Origin of the sequence: Lysinibacillus sp. OL1, assembly GCF_004332175.1 — a bacterium.
Classification (GTDB): domain Bacteria; phylum Bacillota; class Bacilli; order Bacillales_A; family Planococcaceae; genus Lysinibacillus; species Lysinibacillus capsici.
Genome location: NZ_SJDS01000002.1, coordinates 128,785 through 147,844, shown reverse-complemented (window position 1 = coordinate 147,844; position 19,060 = coordinate 128,785). Strand labels below are relative to the sequence as shown.

General features: G+C 40.2%; 15 protein-coding genes and 1 other annotated feature (1 of these 16 cut by a window edge). Of the genes, 4 read left to right on the top strand and 11 right to left on the bottom strand.

Features of this window, described 5'->3' with window-relative positions; genetic code table 11:
• Nucleotides 1-15 precede the first annotated feature (15 nt).
• The 6 genes from EW028_RS05105 to EW028_RS05080 all read right to left on the bottom strand — a co-directional run bounded on the left by EW028_RS05105 (nt 16) and on the right by EW028_RS05080 (nt 7,874).
• A complete protein-coding gene (locus tag EW028_RS05105) occupies nt 16-723 on the bottom strand; it encodes an ABC transporter ATP-binding protein (protein ID WP_131520137.1) in 708 nt (235 codons plus the stop codon).
• A complete protein-coding gene (locus EW028_RS05100; RefSeq protein ID WP_131520136.1) occupies nt 698-1,474 on the bottom strand; it encodes an ABC transporter ATP-binding protein in 777 nt (258 codons plus the stop codon). The genes EW028_RS05105 and EW028_RS05100 overlap by 26 nt, the downstream gene beginning before the upstream one ends.
• Nucleotides 1,475-1,534: 60 nt before the next feature.
• Nucleotides 1,535-2,770, bottom strand: coding sequence for a substrate-binding domain-containing protein (locus EW028_RS05095; RefSeq protein ID WP_131520135.1), 1,236 nt, complete (start codon nt 2,768-2,770; stop codon nt 1,535-1,537).
• Between the two features lie 356 nt (nt 2,771-3,126).
• Complete coding sequence (locus EW028_RS05090; RefSeq protein ID WP_131520134.1) at nt 3,127-3,660, bottom strand: GNAT family N-acetyltransferase; 534 nt, start codon at nt 3,658-3,660, stop codon at nt 3,127-3,129.
• A gap of 1 nt (nt 3,661) precedes the next feature.
• Nucleotides 3,662-4,480 (bottom strand): alpha/beta fold hydrolase, encoded by an 819-nt coding sequence (locus EW028_RS05085; RefSeq protein WP_131520133.1) that lies wholly within the window; start codon nt 4,478-4,480, stop codon nt 3,662-3,664.
• A gap of 205 nt (nt 4,481-4,685) precedes the next feature.
• The gene (locus tag EW028_RS05080; protein WP_131520132.1) at nt 4,686-7,874 is read right to left on the bottom strand and encodes a winged helix-turn-helix domain-containing protein; all 3,189 of its coding nucleotides are present in this window, start codon (nt 7,872-7,874) and stop codon (nt 4,686-4,688) included.
• A gap of 286 nt (nt 7,875-8,160) precedes the next feature.
• On the opposite strand from EW028_RS05080, the gene EW028_RS05075 reads away from it, so the two are divergent.
• The gene (locus EW028_RS05075; protein WP_131520131.1) at nt 8,161-8,385 is read left to right on the top strand and encodes a hypothetical protein; all 225 of its coding nucleotides are present in this window, start codon (nt 8,161-8,163) and stop codon (nt 8,383-8,385) included.
• A 55-nt stretch (nt 8,386-8,440) separates the two neighbouring features.
• On the opposite strand, the gene EW028_RS05070 is transcribed toward EW028_RS05075, so the two are convergent.
• Complete coding sequence (locus EW028_RS05070; protein WP_009371727.1) at nt 8,441-9,421, bottom strand: diaminopimelate dehydrogenase; 981 nt, start codon at nt 9,419-9,421, stop codon at nt 8,441-8,443.
• Between the two features lie 283 nt (nt 9,422-9,704).
• On the opposite strand from EW028_RS05070, the gene EW028_RS05065 reads away from it, so the two are divergent.
• Nucleotides 9,705-10,016, top strand: coding sequence for a hypothetical protein (locus EW028_RS05065; RefSeq protein WP_131520130.1), 312 nt, complete (start codon nt 9,705-9,707; stop codon nt 10,014-10,016).
• Between the two features lie 95 nt (nt 10,017-10,111).
• Here EW028_RS05065 and yeiL read toward each other — a convergent pair whose 3' ends face one another.
• Nucleotides 10,112-10,774 (bottom strand): transcriptional regulator YeiL, encoded by a 663-nt coding sequence (gene yeiL, locus EW028_RS05060; RefSeq protein WP_131520129.1) that lies wholly within the window; start codon nt 10,772-10,774, stop codon nt 10,112-10,114.
• Between the two features lie 97 nt (nt 10,775-10,871).
• Here yeiL and EW028_RS05055 point away from each other — a divergent pair, with 97 nt between their 5' ends.
• Nucleotides 10,872-12,023, top strand: a complete 1,152-nt coding sequence (locus EW028_RS05055) for an MFS transporter (protein ID WP_131520128.1) — start codon at nt 10,872-10,874, stop codon at nt 12,021-12,023.
• Nucleotides 12,024-12,059: 36 nt separating this feature from the next.
• Here the strand turns inward: EW028_RS05055 and EW028_RS05050 are convergent, their stop codons facing one another.
• On the bottom strand, nt 12,060-13,244 hold the full coding sequence (locus tag EW028_RS05050; RefSeq protein ID WP_131520127.1) for an oxalate decarboxylase family bicupin: 1,185 nt from the start codon (nt 13,242-13,244) through the stop codon (nt 12,060-12,062).
• A gap of 254 nt (nt 13,245-13,498) precedes the next feature.
• Nucleotides 13,499-14,941: an aminotransferase-like domain-containing protein gene (locus tag EW028_RS05045; RefSeq protein WP_131520126.1), complete on the bottom strand. Its 1,443-nt coding sequence runs from the start codon at nt 14,939-14,941 to the stop codon at nt 13,499-13,501.
• Nucleotides 14,942-15,051: 110 nt separating this feature from the next.
• On the opposite strand from EW028_RS05045, the gene EW028_RS05040 reads away from it, so the two are divergent.
• Nucleotides 15,052-15,654, top strand: a complete 603-nt coding sequence (locus EW028_RS05040) for a LysE/ArgO family amino acid transporter (RefSeq protein ID WP_054550253.1) — start codon at nt 15,052-15,054, stop codon at nt 15,652-15,654.
• 42 nt (nt 15,655-15,696) lie between these two features.
• Here EW028_RS05040 and ileS read toward each other — a convergent pair whose 3' ends face one another.
• The gene (ileS, locus tag EW028_RS05035) at nt 15,697-18,789 is read right to left on the bottom strand and encodes an isoleucine--tRNA ligase (RefSeq protein ID WP_131520125.1); all 3,093 of its coding nucleotides are present in this window, start codon (nt 18,787-18,789) and stop codon (nt 15,697-15,699) included.
• A 61-nt stretch (nt 18,790-18,850) separates the two neighbouring features.
• Nucleotides 18,851-19,060: a binding site (T-box leader), on the bottom strand; it runs 29 nt beyond the window's last position.

Genomic DNA, 19,060 nt, shown 5'->3' with positions numbered 1-19,060 from the left:
GATAGTCACCCCCCTCTATCCAATGCCAAGATACTTGCGTTTTAGCTCTTCATCATCAATCAAATCCTGCATATTGCCCGAATTTACAGTTCTACCATCATCGATTAATGTATAGGTATCACCAATTCGACTAGCCATTATAAAGTTTTGCTCCACTAGCACAATGGACGTTTTCTTTTTCATTTCCACAATTGCTTCCATCACTTTTTCCACAACTATCGGAGCAAGTCCCTTGGAAGGCTCATCTATCAATATTAATTGGCTATCATGGATAAAGGCTCTAGCCATGGACAGCATTTGCTTTTGACCACCGGATAAATGCCCACCAGCCTTTTTCCAAAACTTCTTTAAGTCAGGAAACAGCTCTAGCACATATTGCTGTCGCTCTAATGTGGCTGTATCCTCCTTGCGCATCGCTACCTTCATGTTTTCCTCTACCGTTAAATCTGCAAAAATCCCTTGATTTTCAGGTACATAGCCGATTCCTAATTTCGCCACCTTATAGGTAGGACTTTTTTTAATCGATTGGGAGCAAAAGGCAATGTCACCCTTTGTTGCAGGCGTTAAACCCATTATTGTTTTCAGGGTGGTCGTTTTCCCTGCGCCATTGCGTCCGAGCAGTACAGTAACCTGCCCCTCCTTCGCTTCAAAATTAACGCCCTGCAAAATATGATATTGACCAATGTGCGTGTGAACCTCATTTAATGTCAGTAAGGTGGTCATCATACAGCCCTCCTAAATATGCATGTTGCACAGTATCATTATTCATAATTTCTTCTGGTGAGCCATCTGCCAATAGCTGACCATTGAACAACACCATAATAGAATCCGATAAATCCAAAATCATATCCATTTTGTGTTCAATGAGCAAAATGGTTTTATCCCCCTGCTGTTTTATGCTTCGAATAATTTCTAAAATCGTAGGTACTTCTTCTAATGACATCCCTGCAGTTGGTTCATCGAGCAGTAGAATTTCTGTATCTAACGCGAGTAGCATGGCAATCTCAAGCTTTCTTTTCTCTCCATGGGATAGCATTGTTGTCAGGGCATCTCGTTTATTGTCGAGTAACACAAGTGCCAATAACTCCTCCGCTTTGTCCGTCATCGCCTGATAGCTTTTGTAATGGCGGAATAGCTGATAACGAATTCTCTCCTTGGATTGAACAGCTAAACGAACATTTTCGAGAACCGTTAAGTTTGGAAAAACATTGGTAATCTGAAAAGATCGTCCCAATCCCATTCGAGTTCTTTCAATGGCCGACTTTTGTGCAAGTGATTGCCCTTTAAAATAAACATCACCCGCAGTTGGCTTTAGCTCACCACTAATCAAATTAAAGAAGGTTGTTTTCCCAGCACCATTCGGCCCAATAATGGACTTTAAATGCTTCTCAGGCATTTGAAAATTAACGCCATCTACAGCCGTATGTCCCCCAAAACGAATTGTTAAATTATCTGTATATAATATAGGCTCCATTCTCTACTCCCTTCCTTCTCACATTTATGTAGAGAGACAGCTATGCTGCCTCTCAATTCTTTAATTCATAACGGGAGGTGCTGTCTCTTCAGGACTAAGCTCCCGAATAAGTACTGGTACTGGATAATCCACACCATCTTGTTGCTCTAAGCGAATCGAATACATCGATTGGAGAGCCTGGTGATCCTCTTCACGGAATGTCATCGTCCCTTTTGGTGTTTCAAAGGACATACCTTCCATAACGTCAATTAACTTGTTGGCGTCTGCATCCCCATCCGATTGTTTCAATGCCTCCACAATAGCAATCGCCGCAGACATGCCGCCAGGCGTAAATAAGTCGGGCACTTCATTGAAACGTTTTTGATGTTCATCTACTAGCCATTTATTGACATCATTTTGAGGAAGTGTATGATAATACACCGAGAAGCCTTCCATCCCAACCAATGGGTTCATAAATTGAAGCGCAATAATATCCGGCGCACCCGTCGAAATTTTAATGCCCTTTTCTTGAATTTTAAGATCTGCAATTTGATTCCATGGTGAATTTGTCCCCGCCCAAACCACAAACAAATAGTCTGGCTTCGTATCAATCACTTTTTGCAAATTGGACGTAAAATCTGTTGCAGCAGGATCTGCATATTCCTCTAGTACAATTTCAGCCCCTAATTTCTCCGCTGCTGTTTTAAAGGCATTCACACCATCCCAGCCAAACGAATAATCTGGCGCAAATGTAGCAATCTTCACACCTTTGCCTGCAATAGCCGCTGCCGCTGCATAGGCATCCTGTGATGAATTACGACCTGTTCGGAAAATATACTCATTGAACTCTGAACCTGTAATACTGTCAGCCACTGCAGGCTCTACCACCATAATTTTTTCATACTCCTCGGCAAGCGGTAGAACAGCGAGCGTATCACCCGAGCTTGAAGAGCCGACTAAAAAATCAACCTGATCATCTTCTAAAAGCTTTGTCGCTTTTTGTACAGCCACCTCGGGCTTTGTTTCGGTATCCTCATATACAATTTCTATTTTCTTACCATTGACCTCCATCGTGCCGCCTGTTGCATACTCAATTCCTAAATCAAATCCTCGCTGCGTCTGCTTCCCATATGACTCAAGCGCCCCAGTTAACGATGCAAGCACACCAATCTTAATTGTGCCGCCTTCCGCAGTAACCGCCTTCGTCTCCCCATCAGAAGAATCCGCTTCCGTTGCGCCGTCTTTCGTATCCCCATTACAAGCCACCAACACCACAGCCAACATCACTAAAAGAAACCAATACCACTGCTTCCTCATCCCATATCCCCCTTCAAAATAAGCTCCCTAGAAAGCGCTTTCTTGCTATGACAACACTATATAAAAGTCCAGTTACAGATTAGTTACAAGCTAGATGGCTCAAATATGAGCCACCTAGCTCTGTCCCGAAAATGAAACGAAGCAGAATAGCAACTAAAACAACATTTCTTAAAACAAAAAGCAAGAATGTTTAGAAATCAACATTCTTGCTTTTTAGAGTCCACATCTATTTTTTCTTATAATTCATTTCTCATTCCCTACTGCATTTGATTGCATTGATACATCGGATTCTTATTGCTCTTTTCCTTCTGCATAGCTTTATACCCCTAAATAAAGATGACTTTTAATCGTACCCTTCATGATGACCATTCCTGTTTCAACATACTATACAATAATGAATCTCGCCAAACGCCATCTTTCATTAACATGTTTTCACGTAATATTCCTTCCTTTGACATTCCTATTTTCTCTAATACTTTGGATGATCCAATATTTCGAGGGTCGCAGGTTGCATAAATACGATGGAGCTTTAATGTTTCAAAGCCGAAAGTGATCAATAATTTAGCACTCAGCGTCGCTACTCCCTTACCCCAATAATCAGGGTTTACAATATAGCCAATTTCCCCGACTTTATTTGTAAAATCCTTAATCATTATTTCTACCGCACCTATTAATGTTTCTTGATGAATAATAGCAAAAACATATCGTTCTCTTGGTGTTTGTGTCGCTTCAGCGAGGGCATCCTGAATGAATTCTTTTGTATCCTCTTCTGAATTCGGACCCCATGTTTGATACCTACAAACAATCTCTTGGGAGGCATATTTATGCACATCAACCCAGTCTTGCTGCCTGAATTCTCTTAAAAATAATTTATCATTTGCAAGTATCACTTTAATCCATCGCTCCCTCTACACGATTCAACCATTCATTCATCAGCTCGGTAAACAATTCAGGTTGCTCGATCTGCAAATTGTGACCTGCTCTATCTAAAATGGCAAAGCTTGCTCTGGGAAACTTCCCTAGAAGTGAAAACGCGTCCTTGTAGCCAACCACAGAATCTTGTTTACCAAGCAAAAAGAGACTTGGCTTATCAAAGGGCTTTTCGTCAACGGCAAAGGAAAATCCGTAGCTTTGCTGAATTTTTTCTAAAAATGCCTGATCCGCTAGATTACACCCTGCCAACACCTCTGTTGAATAACGCTCCCAATTATAGGCATCTAAGACAACTTGATTAGCCATAAAATCATCTTGCTCCTGCTGACTTAATGTTGATAAAAAAGCCGTATCTGCTTGTACAATACAATGCGGTGGTACTGTACGTTGTTCTTTTTCAGGAATGATGAGAGGACAAATAAAGGCAGTACCTAAAAGTTGATCCACTGATTTCCTCATAATACCGCGCGCTAAATAGCCGCCATAAGATTCACCAACTAACAAGTATGACTCTTGCGGAATAATTGTGTGTATCAATTCGATAATCGCTTCTAGCATTTCATCCGAGTTCTGAATCGATGAATAGTCTGTTGTCTTCCCCATTCCGGGAAGATCCACATAAATACGTTTCCATCCTTCACGTTCTTTAAATACAGGCTCCATACAGCCCTTCATCAAACGATGATCAGGAGAAAAACCATGAAGCATGATGATAGGTACCCCTGTTCCAATCATTTCATAGTAAATATTCGCTTTACTTGTCTGACAAAATGGCATTGTTGTTCCTCCATATAGGTTACATTTTTTTCTAGTTTATATTAGACTACGCCACTGTTGGAGCGAGTTGACATGGTTTATGAGCGGCTATTCCCTTAATTAGAGCGCTTTGTCTACTCTTAGGAGCGGGCCTCCCCTCAATAGGAACACTTTCATATTACTTAGGAGCAGTTCGAATCACTTCGCTTAGCCTAAACAACACTGACTAACCCATTATCAAGTCATAGACCGTCATGGTGGATTCCATCGGGGTTGTGTTAAGCTCCTGTTGTAATTGCTGGACACATTTTTCATACCATTTTAAGGCCAGGGAACGATTTTGGAGCTGGTAGTGGCTGTACATGAGCAGGCGATACGCTTCTTCCCAGAGTGCATCCTCGCGTAGCATCTTTTCTGCGAAAAAAATGGCTTTTTTATATTGCTGTTGTCTTGTTGCATTTTGTGCCAATCGTTCCAAAACTTCTATATATAAAAATTGTAGCTTTTCACGGTCCTGTGTAAGCCAGTCGATTTGCTTTTTTTCCGCATAGAGCGCATCCGTATAGCTCGCTTCCGCTAATAAGAGCCACTCATTGGACAGCTGTGGATCAAATTCGTCGATTCCTAAGCTGTAATAATAGTGAAAACGTTCAACATCAATTTGGAGAAAAGCAATATTTTGTAACTGATACATATTATTTTTCCGCTGAATGAAAAAACTCTCTTGTCTTGCATGTCGTTGCGGCTCCAACACTTTAAGTAACGTATTTAACACCACCTTAAAATCACGATCCAAGGACTCGACACTACGATCTGGCCATAATGCCTGTGCTATTTCTTCCTTTGGTGTAAAGCGATGGCGATGGCAATAGAGATATACGAATAATTCCTTTGATTTATCACGTTGCCATTCTTTGTCTTCTAGCTTTCGTTGTGTACGAATTAAATTTAAACTCCCGAAAAGATTCATCTGTATTTCATCATGCGGATAACTAATACTATCCTCGACCTGAAAATGATTTTGCAATGCTAATATAGCTGGATGCTCCATCTGGCATTTTTGACTAAATTGCAATAGCTCGTAAAAAACCATTCGATTGCTCGGACCAAGTATCGTTGGCCTTTGTAAGAAGTATTCATAGCCATTTGAGACACATAGTTGTGCAAACTGTTGAAAATACTGTTGAAACGGCTTCTTATTACACTCTTTCAGGGCAATCATTGATTGATAAAATAAGACATGCATCAAGCCATTGCGATCACCGCACTCCTGAAATAGTTGCTGTGTCTTCTTTAATAATTGCTTCGCTCTCCCTATTTCTTGCTCAGAAAGTATTATTTTTACTTCTGCTAAAAGAATAAGCGCTGTCATCCAAGCATCTTGAACTTGCTCCGTTTCCTGTAAGCCCAGTGCTAAGTATTTCTTAGCCGCTACCATATCTCCTAACAAATGTTTGACAATGGCTAACCCCATATATGGCTCCGCCTTCACACGAGAAATATTAATGGCATTCATGAGGGTCAACGCTTTTTCATAGGCTTGACATGCCCCATAATGATCTGGGAAATCCATTAACAGCAGAGCATGAGCCTTTCTGATATAGCCAACCGCCTCTATGAAAATAGACTTCTCTTTTAATCCTCTTCGAATACCATGCTGGGCAGCATACCAGGCTTCTTTGCCTTGACCTAACAGTGCATAAACGAAAGCTGCCAGCAGTTCACTTTCTCGATGGGTTGAAACAAGCTGAGGCGGTAATTCAAGTCGCTGCGCTAATAACTCCTTGGCCTCCCGTAGTTGTCCTGTTCGTAGTAAAACACGTACATCAACATTTGCTCGCTGTATGACATCCTCTGGCAATGCGACGTCCTCCATAAAGAGCTGTGCACCCTTGGCCTTCCCTAGATTCACTAAATTTTCAGCGTATTGCCGTTGAAGTTCTAGTAATTCCTCTTTGCGCAATGGTGTATGTTTCGCTAGCTCTAATGCTTTCTCGAGATATGGCTCTGCTAAAGCAGGTTGAATGGTGTCTAAGTAAATATGGGCTATCCCAGCTTGTGACTTTGTCATAAATAGGTGATCCCGCTGCTGCTGTGCGAGGATTGCACATTTTTCATAGGATTGTTTCGCTTTCTCATAATAAGCTCGGTAGCGATGACATTCACCCTCAAAATAATTTAATTTATAAAATTTATCTTTTTCCTGTGCACTAAATCGATTGATTTTTTCGAGCAACCATTCAAATTGACCAGCCCGTACGATTGATTCTGCATGAAGCTGTAGGAGCTCTCCGCAAAAATGATGATCATTCGTTTTAAAGGCATGATACAGGACAGCTTGAATATTTTGAAGTTCTACATAATACAATGCTGCTTGTTTATGAAGGTCCGCATGTTGTGTTGGATACTGTCGCCATTTCATTTCTAAAAATCGACTAAACAATGCATGAAAACGATAGAAGCCATCTGTTGTCACAGGTTGGATAAATAAATGACGCTGAGTTAATACATTCAGCATTTGCGCAATCTCAGCGCCATAAAACGCTTTCAATAGCTCCGCAGAAAAGGTAGGAAAAATCGCTAATTTTAAGATCGTCTCCTGCTCAGTAGCAGTCATCCTACTATAAACTTCCTCTGATAAATATGTGAATAGCTCATTTGTGGGAATCGTCAGCCAATGATCTAGCGAAGCATGATGCCATTGCTCTGCCAATAAGGAAATGCTAATGACCCAGCCTTCAGTGATCTCTAATACTTTTTTCATTTCAGCCTCGGATAAATGTACATCTACATATTCTTCAAAAAACACCGCAATCTCCTCAGTTGAAAATGCCAGTTCGTCCTCTTTTATAACGAGCCATCTTTTTTGTAGCTTTAATTTCCTCATAATATCCCAATTGGGTAGTGTTCTGGAAGCCAAAATAAAATGAATGCTGGGTGGAGCAAATTCAATGATTTTTTCCATGAAATAATTAATAGGAAAAACATGATCTACTAGGTGAAAGTCGTCAATCACGATGAGAAGAGGCTCGTCTATATCGCAGAGGCAATTGACAAAAAGCTTATACCATCGATTGAGCTCATCCATTTTTGGAAAGCGCGATAATTGGTTCCACCCATCAAATGTATGACCAAACTTCGGTACGACGCGCTGTATACTAAAAAAGAGGTGCCTCAAAAAGGGTAATAAATTATCATCTTCATCAGAAATACTATACCAAGAAAACGTACTTGATTCGGTTGCAAGAAATTGAGTTAGAATGGTTGTTTTACCGTACCCTGCACCACTATGCAAGAAAGTACAAGTATGATGATGACTTTTCTTTAGCGTTCGCATTAGTGTTGCTCTATTAATACAATGCGTCGATGGATTGGGGGCCATACATTTTGATTGAATAATAATATCTGCTGTCATATAAACATAACCTCCATATTTTGTAAGGTTACAAAATTTCTACAAAAATTCAGATTATTAAATTATTGACAGTTTACCATATTTTTTATGTATTTTTATAGATTTTATCCCCATTTTTTGTTTGAGGGATGGAAGTAGAATTCAGTTGGTATTTTCTTCCCAATTTTAGTATCCTGTTATATTACTAAAATTTAGAAGGAAAGTGGCTAAATGAACCGCCTTTAAATATAGAGATTATACGAGTTCCGATTATAATGGAACTGCTTTACCGAGCGAAGGAATTTGAGTGAAGTATGGATATGTGGTTATTGCAATTCCAAAAGACTTAGTACCATTTATGAAAGAAAATTTAACAGTGGCAACTAGAAAGGCTATTCTTGCTATAAAGGAAGCATTACTTCATTTTCCCACACAATACGCCTCCATTTTTATTGATCAAGCAGTCTTAGAATTTGGCATTAGACATGTAGATGAATCGTTTCATTGGCAACCTACTTTAGCAAAAAATTAGGCTTAAAAAAATTCCCGATTATCAACTCAATGATAATCGGGATTATTAGCTACGTTTATAGTAATTCTTTACGTAATTCAGCAGCTGATTTTGGCGAAAGTAGGCTGAATGGGATATCAAATACTGTTTTCGCACCTTTATCACCCGCTTGACTTAAACGGTGTGCTGCACGTGCATAAGCCACTAATACGCTAGATGTAAAGTTTGGATTACTGTCCAGTTTTAATGAGAATTCGAGAATTTGTTTATCGTTTGCACCACTGTCACCACTGCGAATGACAAAACCACCATGTGGCATACCAGTATGATTTGCTTTAAATTCATCTTCAGAAATGAAGTTCACTGTTGTGTCATATTCATCGAAATAGTTAGGCATTGTGACAATTTCTTGTTCAACCTTTGTTGCATCTGCACCTTCTTCTAATACAACCCAACATTCACGTGCATGTTTTTCACGTGTTGTTAGTTCAGGGTTTTCACCGTTACGAACTCGTTCTACCGCTTCTTTAATCGGTAATGTGTATTGAACAGCATTTTTTACGCCTTCAATACGACGAACAGCATCTGAATGTCCCTGACTTAGGCCATCGCCCCAGAATGTATATGTTGTACCAACTGGTAATACCGATTCTCCAAGTAGACGATTTAAAGAGAATAGACCTGGATCCCAACCAACTGAGATAACAGATACTTTACCAGATTTTTGTGCCGCTGCATCTACAGCATCGAAAAATTCAGGAATTTTCGCATGTGTATCGAAGCTATCAATTGTATTAAACCATTGTGCAAAATGTGGACCTTGCTCTGGTAAATCTGTTGCAGAACCGCCACATAAAATCATAACATCAATGTCGTTTTGGAATTTTTCAGCGTCATCTACTAAATATACGCTTGCATTGCTTGCTACGTTTACTGTTGAAGGATCACGTCGTGTGAACACTGCTACTAATTCCATATCTGGATTTTGTGAAATGGCATACTCCACACCACGTCCTAAATTTCCATATCCTACAATACCTACTCGAATTGCACTCATTAAAAATTCCTCCTAACGATTTCGCGACTTTGTGAAAACTTTCACGTTAAATCTAATTACAATAATACTTCGTGTTAGAAAAATTCACAATAGTTTGAGTATGAGTTTTTAAAAAGAATTTATATCAGTTTTCTATGGTTTTTATCCCATAATGGTATGAATACGGTTACAAATCACTAAATTTTCCATGAACCTTAAAGTTATTGTAAAAGCCTTGTAAATAACGGCTATTTTCCCACCTAGTCTTGTACAATAACTGTAACGACAAAAGGGGGCATGTTGAATGAAAAGTACTGGTTACTCATCAAGGACAGCATTGGCACAAGGAGAACTACTTGCATTCCATATGACACAAAACTCAATGAACAAGCATAGTGAATCGATACAAAGTGGCAGTAAGCAACAAGGAGATTTTCCAACAAATAATCATTTATGTATCGGTGTTTTACCTTTTGACGTTTTAGAAAACATCCCTGACCTCTCCATCCAAAAAAACAAGGTAAATGAAGTGGACTTTTACCATAGTGGTAAGGATATCGCTCGCTGGTTAATTAAAAAAAGTGAATACAACAAAAAAGGATTTGACTTCATTTAAAGAAGTCAAATCCTTTTTAATTTATAACTTATAAAATTGAATTAATTCCCTCAGCTGATCTGCACTAATAGGCAACCTTTATGGAATGGTTGTTTTCATAGTATTTCCTGTGCAAGCTGTGCGAGACGGTTTTTATCAATAATTTGGTAGCCTGTCTTACGCTTTTCCAATATCTTCTCTTCACAAAACTGTGCCAAAACATATAGTAAATGGCGATAAGAGACCCCTAAATATTCGCAGATTTCCGTATGTTTTTCCTTGTAGACACCTTGGTCGGCTGATAATTGGATAAAGGCTGCTAAGCGATTTTCCAGCGGATAGGCCTGATTTTGTGTATATTTAGATGTCATTTTTGTCGCTTTTTCCCCTAAAAATACACAAAGTCTACGTAAAAACAAAGCATCCGCAAGTAACTTCTCCTTACATGACTGTGTAATCGAATAGCAAATTGTTTTGGTGACGGTTTGTATCCCCTTTGTATACCTAGCCTCATTTAACAATTCAATTTCCCCCATAAAAAGAGGAGCCTCTAGGTATTCAATAAGTGAAACCTTCCCATTTTTATGTGTCATATAGAGCTTCGCCTTTCCTTCTATCATGTAATACACGGTGTCTGGAAAGGAGCCTTCCTGGAAGATCCACTCCCCCTTGTCAAACTGGCGGACTTCTAAATAGGGATTGATATCAAATGAGAAAAAATCATCGATCGGATATTTTTCAAGATAATGGGTACGGGCTTCAGCTGTTAAAATATGCATTTTTTACTCTCTCCTATAAAAAATATGAGATATCTCACATTATTGTAGCGATGAACATGCTATTATTCAACATAGTTAATGGAGGTACGGAAATTATATGAACAATCAACGATGGCTTTCTCAGAATTTCTTTACATTTTTTATCACTTGGGGCATTTTCTTACCCTACTGGACAGGTTGGCTGGTGGATGCGAAACATCTAACCGTCTCGCAGGCAAGTGTAGTGATGGGCTGTGGGCTCCTAGCTCGTGCCACATCCAATCTCTTCTTCTTCCCAACACTTGCAAAATACGTACACAATAAACGACTCATTACAATTTTAGCAATAGGCTCGTTGCTAACTGCCTTGCTCTATATTCCAAGTTCAGGCTTTACAGCATTATTAATCGTGACCATTTTATTTAGTGTTTTTTACCCAGCGCTATTACCTGCTGTGGAAAGCAGTGCCGCTACGCTTGTGCAGTATGGCAATATTCATTATGGTAAAAGCCGTTCCTATGGTTCATTTGGCTTTGTCATCGCTGTTTTAATTATTAGTATGCTGACAGGCATTTTTGGAAAGAACATCATCTTTTGGAGCATGATTATAGGGTTGGTGGGCATGTTACTTATGCAACAATTAGCAACACCAAAGGAATTACTCGTAGTACCAACAAAAGAACAGCGTGCAAAATCATTGTCGATGAAAACACTATGGACTATCAAAGGCTTCCCGATTGTTTTATTCATCGTGATCTTGCTACAGGGTGCACATGCCTCCTATTATAGCTACGGTTATATTTATTTAGAAGATTTACAGGTTGATCCATTCTATATGGGTATGATTATTAATATCGCTGTTATTTGCGAAATTCTTTACTTTATGAAGGCTGATACGTTATTGACGAAATGGCGCTCATCGTCCTTATTACTCTTAGCAGCGAGCGGCTCTTCCCTACGTTGGTTACTTATCTTTATGTTCCCAAATGTCTGGGTATTTATCGCTTCCCAAACCTTGCACGCATTATCCTTTGCATTAGCCCATTTTGCCTTTATTCGCTACTTAACAAAAGCGCTACCAAAGGAACAAATCCCCAATGCACAAGGTTTATACTCTGCATTAGCTATGGGCTTAAGTACCGCCATCCTTACATTTTTAGGTGGCTATTTATACGAAATATCACCAGGTCTGTCCTTCGCAGCCATGCTTATTTGTACAATACCAGCTATCGCTATTTTGCTAATGACACGCAAAAAATATCAATATTAAACTAAAAGCAGGTGAAGAACTTCTCACCTGCTTTCTTTATTTCGGATAATAGGAAAAACCAGGATATTTTACAACTGGCCATTTTTCTTTTCTGAGCGCCTCAAGCAGCTCAGGACCGACCTGTAAATTACTTTGCACCAATTCTGTCGGCGTTAACGCCATCCATTGATTTAAGGATACATCCTGGAATCGATCACTTTTAAACATTTCTAAAAACCATAATGGCTCTGTTCCGGTGTTTTCAATATAATGCCCCGTGGCAAATGGGACATAGCCAACATCTCCCGCCCGATAATCAAATGTTCGAGCCGCTCCATTTCCTGTGAAAACTGTCATACGTCCTTTTCCTTGCAGATAATATTGCCATTCATCGTTGTTAGGATGCCAATGCAACTCCCGCATCGCCCCTGGCTCAATTTCCACCAGTGCAGCCGCGATATTTTTAGAAATTGGAAAATTAGTCGAATCGACAATGCGCACACTGCCTCCAGGTGTTTTTAATGGTGGCTGTGCCAACAGACGATGTTTAAAGGTTTGCGGAACCTCCCCATAAGGAGATTGCACTTTTTGAGAATCAATTGGCCCCGGAACCTGATCCTGATAAATATATACTTGTTCATTCGGGATGTGATCGAAAGCATTGATAGGAACCCCAAAATTCGCTGATAACACTTCTTTTGGCGTATGAGCAAACCAATCCGAAATTGACAGTGTATTCAGATCAGAGAAATGCCCATCATCAAATACTAATAAAAATTCACAGCCGTCCTCAAGTCCTTGAATGGAATGAGGAATGCCAGGTGGAAAATACCATAAATCACCAGGTCCCACATCCGCTATAAAGTTACAACCATTCTGATCAACAGCCGTAATGCGAGCATGACCAAGCAGCATATAAGACCACTCTGCCTGTTGATGCCAGTGCAGCTCACGTACGCCCCCTGGTGTCAAACTCATATTCACACCTGCCAAAGTCGTAGCAATCGGTAATTCACGAACCGTAATTTCCCGTGACCACCCACCTTGATTTAAGGTCATATGCGTGTCTGAAAACGAGAATCGTAAATTTGGAATCAAGCCCGCATCAGTCGTTGGTGGCACTAGCATATCAGGATTTTCGAGATCCCTCATAATATCCCGTGGCCCTTTATCCACCCCTCCAGCCCCATCACCTCGAATAGGCTGAGGCACCTGAAAATAACCCGGTGGCAAATTTTCCAATCATTCACCTCTTTATGTTTGTAATCAAAATAAAATACTTCTATTCTTCTAAAATGTATGGATACACGGCTTGGATTATTCACTTTCTTTTCTGTTAGTGGGTTGGCTGACTAAGCATAGATACTTTATTGAGAGAGGAGCTTGCTACATCGATCACTTTTCGCTAATTTTGGAGCGGGTTCTTCAGTTGTTTGATCACTTCTCAACCTATTTAGAGCAACCTCCTACCGTTTCCCTAACTTCAGGGCAAGTCCTTACTTACTCTTTCGTCCAATAGCCTCCACCGCACATTCATGTAGGATTTGTAAGCCTTCCTGTAATTCTTCATAGGTTGCATAGGCGTAGGATAGACGAATATGATGAAGATCTTGTGGATCGTAGATATAGCCGGGATTGATTAATACTTGCTGCTGCAACAGCTTCATAAAGAAGTCTTTATCTACAAGCGGCTCATGAAACTTGAACCAAATATAAAAGCCTCCTCTTGGTTTGCTCCAATTCGCCACATCTGTAAACTTCTCCTTTAAAAGCTGTTCTGTAAAATCGGCTCGCTCCTGTAATTGTTGACGTAATCCTGCGAGATGCTTTTCATATTTTCCTGATTGCAGCCAATGTAGGACAATTTCTTGAGAAATGGCACTTGAGCCATAGTCTGTTTGCATTTTTATATCGGCTAACCGCTCAATGACAGTGGTTGGACCAATGAGCCAGCCAATGCGTAGCCCAGGGCTTAAGGTTTTAGAGACGCTACCAATATAAAGAACTTGTCCGCTATTGTCCATGGCCTTTAGCGGTGGTGATGCCTCTTCAAAAAGCAATTCATGATAAACATCATCTTCTACAATCGGAATGCGTGATGCCTGACAGGCTTCATATAGCTGCTCTTTTTCTCGTGTTGTCCACACATGACCTGTTGGATTATGTAAAGTAGGTATGGCATAAAACACGGCTTGTTTCTTTCGTTTCCTTTGCGCCAATGTTTGAGCAAGCTGTTCATCACGATCAATGCTAATCATTTGCATGCCAACCGACTGAAAAGGGTGAACAGAATTTAAATAAGAGGTGGGCTCCTGAAACACAATAGACCCTTGCTCTAATAAGCCAACAGCAATCAATTGAAGTGCCTGAAGAGCACCTGAAACAATACAGACGTTTTGAGGCTCAGCGGGAATGCCTCTTTTTTGAACATATTTACAAATAGCTTTACGAAGCTGCTCATTGCCTTGTGGCGAAGAGTAGCCTAATGCTTTGGGTTGAAAGGATAGCTCTCGCAGTGAAGCTTCTATTTCCTCGGTAGGCAACAAGCTGGGTGCTAGCTCTCCTGTTCCTAAACGAATTACATCCTCACGCTGTTCGTATTCATTAATTAATTGGATGGTGTGGTAGTTTGGCTTGTGGATGCTTGTTTCGATATAAGTTTGCCAGTTCGGCTGTGTTTGTTGGATTAGTGCATGCCAGGAATTGTGCGTAACATAAACACCAGAGCCTACCTTTGCTTCAAGAATGCCCATTGCTTTTAATTCTTCCAAAGCCTGCTGAACTGTGCTACGATTCACATCGAACTGCATGGCCAGCTGTCTTTGGGTAGGTAGTTTTGTCCCTGCTGCCCAGTCTCCTCGCTCCACATTGGCTGTTATCCACTGTACAATCTGCTGCTGTAATGTATTATCACTTCTTCTATTCGGCTGCCAGCTCATGTTCCTTCTCCTTCCAAGCAATAAAATTGGGTGGATAAAAAACCATCCAATTGGTCGTTTTCTTTTAGTTATACCATATCTAAAATAAGTAAAGAAAGGAGGAATGGTCATTGGAAGCTTTTCTTCATGGGATCATTTTAGCATTTGGACTCATTTTGCCATTAGGCGTACAAAATGTTTTTGTTTTTTCACAAGGTGCTACACAACCAAGTTTATTACGTGCTTTGCCAGCAGGTGTGACAGCTGCGATCTGTGATACACTGCTTATTCTACTTGCGGTATTCGGTCTGTCATTAATAGTTCTACAGTTTGAGTGGTTGCGTATCACTTTAATGACTATTGGTATCATTTTTTTACTTTACATGGGCTATAGCATTTGGCGTTCAAATCCAGCAAACACTGAAAATAGCGAAGCATTGCCTATAAAAAAACAAATTCTCTTCGCACTCTCTGTATCACTTCTAAATCCACATGCTATTTTAGATACAATCGGTGTTATTGGTACAAGCGCATTAAAATATAGTGGAACCGAGCAAATAATGTTCACTGTTGCTTGTGTGTTCATTTCCTGGCTATGGTTTTTCGGTCTCACATTGACTGGCGCCTCGTTCAAAAAACTAGACGGCTCTGGAAAATTGATGCGACTATTTAATAAATGCTCCGCCGTCTTTATTTGGGCAACAGCATGTTATCTCGCAAGTGGCTTATTTTAACGTACATAGAAAAAGCTCAGGAGGTAACCCTGAGCTTTTCTTTTATAGAGTAACAAATAAAGTGAGCTTTTCATTAAACAATGACGTCTCAATGGATTTTGCATGAGGCCATTGCTCACCATAATGAATAGCTTTAACTAATACATTTTCTTGTAATAAAGCTTCGTGCTGCTGAATCATGAAAAGTACCCCTGCACTACCATTAAAGGCAATCGATACATATTGCGCCACTGGTAGCTGCCATTTTTTTCGTGCATCTTGTATAGTACGAATCAATTCTCGTATTTGCCCTTCTTGTAGTAAGCTCTCTGTAAGTTGAACATTCATCAAGACACGGCAAGTGCCATCCTCCGCTAAAATATAATGGTCCTTGACGATTGATTCAGCTATTACATGTTCTCTTAATAATGTTAGCTGTTGACCGTCCATCATGAGATCCACAGTTTCATGATGTTGTAGCCTTTGTTTCTCTTCCTCTGTTAATGCCAACACATACTCTTTTACTTGATGAACCTTTGGACCAAATGCCGCTCCCGCTGTTTTAAAATTCAATTTATAATGCACGCTTTCATAGGCTGAAAAATCATGTGTCCATCTACAAGCTTTGATGTTTAACTCATCCTGAATGAGTTCGCTATAGGCTTGGTAATCCGACAGTTCACCTTTTAGGGCAACAATGAGTTCACTTAAAGGCTGCTTGACCTTTATTCCCTGACTATTGCGAATGCTACGTCCAAGTTCCACAACTGTTAAGACCGTTGCCATTTCTTGTTCAAGCTTCACATCCACTAGCTGATCGTCGAATATTGGATATTCCTCAAGATGAACACTTTTTCCACATAGTTGACGGTAGATATCCTCTGCTATAAATGGTGTAAACGGTGCTATTAATTGACAAATGGATGTCAGTGCCTCGTAAAGTGTGCTAAATGCACCTCGTTTACCTGCTGTCATTCCATTTGCCCAAAATCTAGCACGTGAACGACGTATATACCAATTGCTTAATTCCTCCACCAATTGACCAATTTCTCTTGTAGCCTGTGTAAATTGATAATCATCCATAGAGGTTATGACAAGCTGGATAGTGTGATGTAAGCGGGACAATATCCAATGATCTAGCTGTGAACGTGTACCTGTATTTGTAGCATCATACGTAAAGTTATCGATCTGGGCATACATGTCATAAAATTTAAACGTATTGTCGAGTGTATCCACCAGCTTAGATTTCGCATCTAAGACAATTTTCTTCGAAAAACGCTTTGGATTCCATGGTGAGCTATCAACTAAAAATGCCCAACGTAGAGCATCTGCTCCATACTCCTGGATTAACTCAACAGGCTCTAATGCATTGCCTTTACTTTTGGACATCTTCTGTCCATGCTCATCGAGTACATGCCCTAACGATAGCACATTTTTATAAGGTGGTTTTCCTGTAAACAAGGTCGATACTGCTAATAAGCTATAGAAAAATCCTCGCGTTTGGTCGATGCCCTCAATGATCACATCTGCTGGAAACTGATGATGAAAGTTCGCTACGTCTTCAAAAGGATAATGCTGTTGGGCAAATGGCATCGAGCCACTGTCAAACCAAACATCGATAACTTCAGGTGTACGTTTCATGTCGCCCTGGCAGACAGGACAGGTACAGACAATGGCATCTATAAATGGCTTATGGAGCTCTAATTGTTCTTTGACAGCTCCTTTGGCTAATTGTTGTAGCGCTGCAACACTGTTAGGTGCCTCCTCATGATTGCAATCCTGACAAATCCACACATTGAGTGGTGTTCCCCAATAACGATTACGACTAATATTCCAATCCACTAAGTTTTCTAGGAAGTTGCCAAATCGTCCATCCTTAATATGGCTAGGGTACCATGTCACCTGCTGATTATTTTGTAAAAGCTGCTCTTTTAATGCCGACATTTTGATAAACCAGCTATCTGTTGCATAGTACAATAATGGTGAATCACAGCGCCAGCAATGCGGATAGCTATGCTCATATTTTTCTTTAGCAAATAAAAGCTCTTTTGCTGCAAGCATTTTAATGATATCGACATCACAATCTTTCACAAATCGTCCAACAAGCTCAGGTACTGCTTCTGTATAACAGCCTTTAAGATCAACTACATTGACAAAGGACAAGCCATGTTGCTGCACCGTTTTATAATCGTCCTCTCCATAAGCAGGTGCTATGTGTACAATTCCTGTTCCACTATGCTCTGTCACATAATCTGCCATGACAACTGCATGCCCTTTATCTACCTTTACATAAGAAAATGGTGGTTGATAGGAAACACCCGCAAACTCATGCCCATCATGCTCACTTACTATTTCTACAGACTCTGTAAAAACCTTTGATAACAACGATTTGGCTAGTATATAGATGTTGTTTGCATGCCTTACACGGACATATCGAAGAGCAGGATTCATAGCCAAGGCTACATTGGCTGGTAATGTCCAAGGCGTCGTTGTCCAGCCTAAGATATATTCGTCTCGATCCTCTAGCTTAAACATTGCAGTAACGGATAAATCCTTAACATCCTTATAGCCCTGTGCCACTTCATGAGAGCTTAAGGAAGTTTGACAGCTAGGGCAATAAGGTGAAACGCGATGTCCTTTGTATAACAGTTTTTCCTTGTGAACATGGCTTAAAATATGCCACACAGATTCAATATAGTCATTACTTAATGTTAAGTAAGGATCATCCATGTCAAGCCAGTAGCCAAGCTGCTCTGTAAAAGTACGCCATTTTTGCTCATAGGTAAAAACGCTCTTCTTACATGCTTGAATAAATTGCTCCACCCCATAGTTCTCAATCTCCTGCTTTCCTGAGATTCCTAATGCCTTTTCTACCCCTAATTCCACAGGCAACCCATGTGTATCCCAACCTGCTTTGCGTTCAACTAAATAGCCTTGCATTGTTTTATAACGTGCCACCACATCTTTTATGGTTCTACCAAATGCATGGCCGACATGTGGTAAACCATTCGCTGTTGGGGGTCCCTCATAAAATACAAAGGGCTGCTGTTCAGCACGATTAATTACGGATTTTGCAAAGGTCCCTTCTTGCGCCCATAATGTACGAATCCTTATTTCTCGTTCAACCGTTGTTTCTTTCTTTTGTTCTTTCTGCATATTAGTTCCTCCTATACAAGTAAATTTGTATAAAAGGCATACAAAAAACCCCGTCCCAAGGAAAAGGGACGGGGTTAACCGCGAATACCACCCTAATTCTATTGACACGATGGCCAATAGCACTCAGCAACGTACAATCATACGTGTTCTTTTTAACGGTAGACACCCGGATTAGCTTACTCCATTCAGCTAATCTTCTCAGAGAGGATTTTCATATAACACCTGCACACCGACTTCCACCAAATGTCGGCTCTCTGTAGAACAAAGTGAA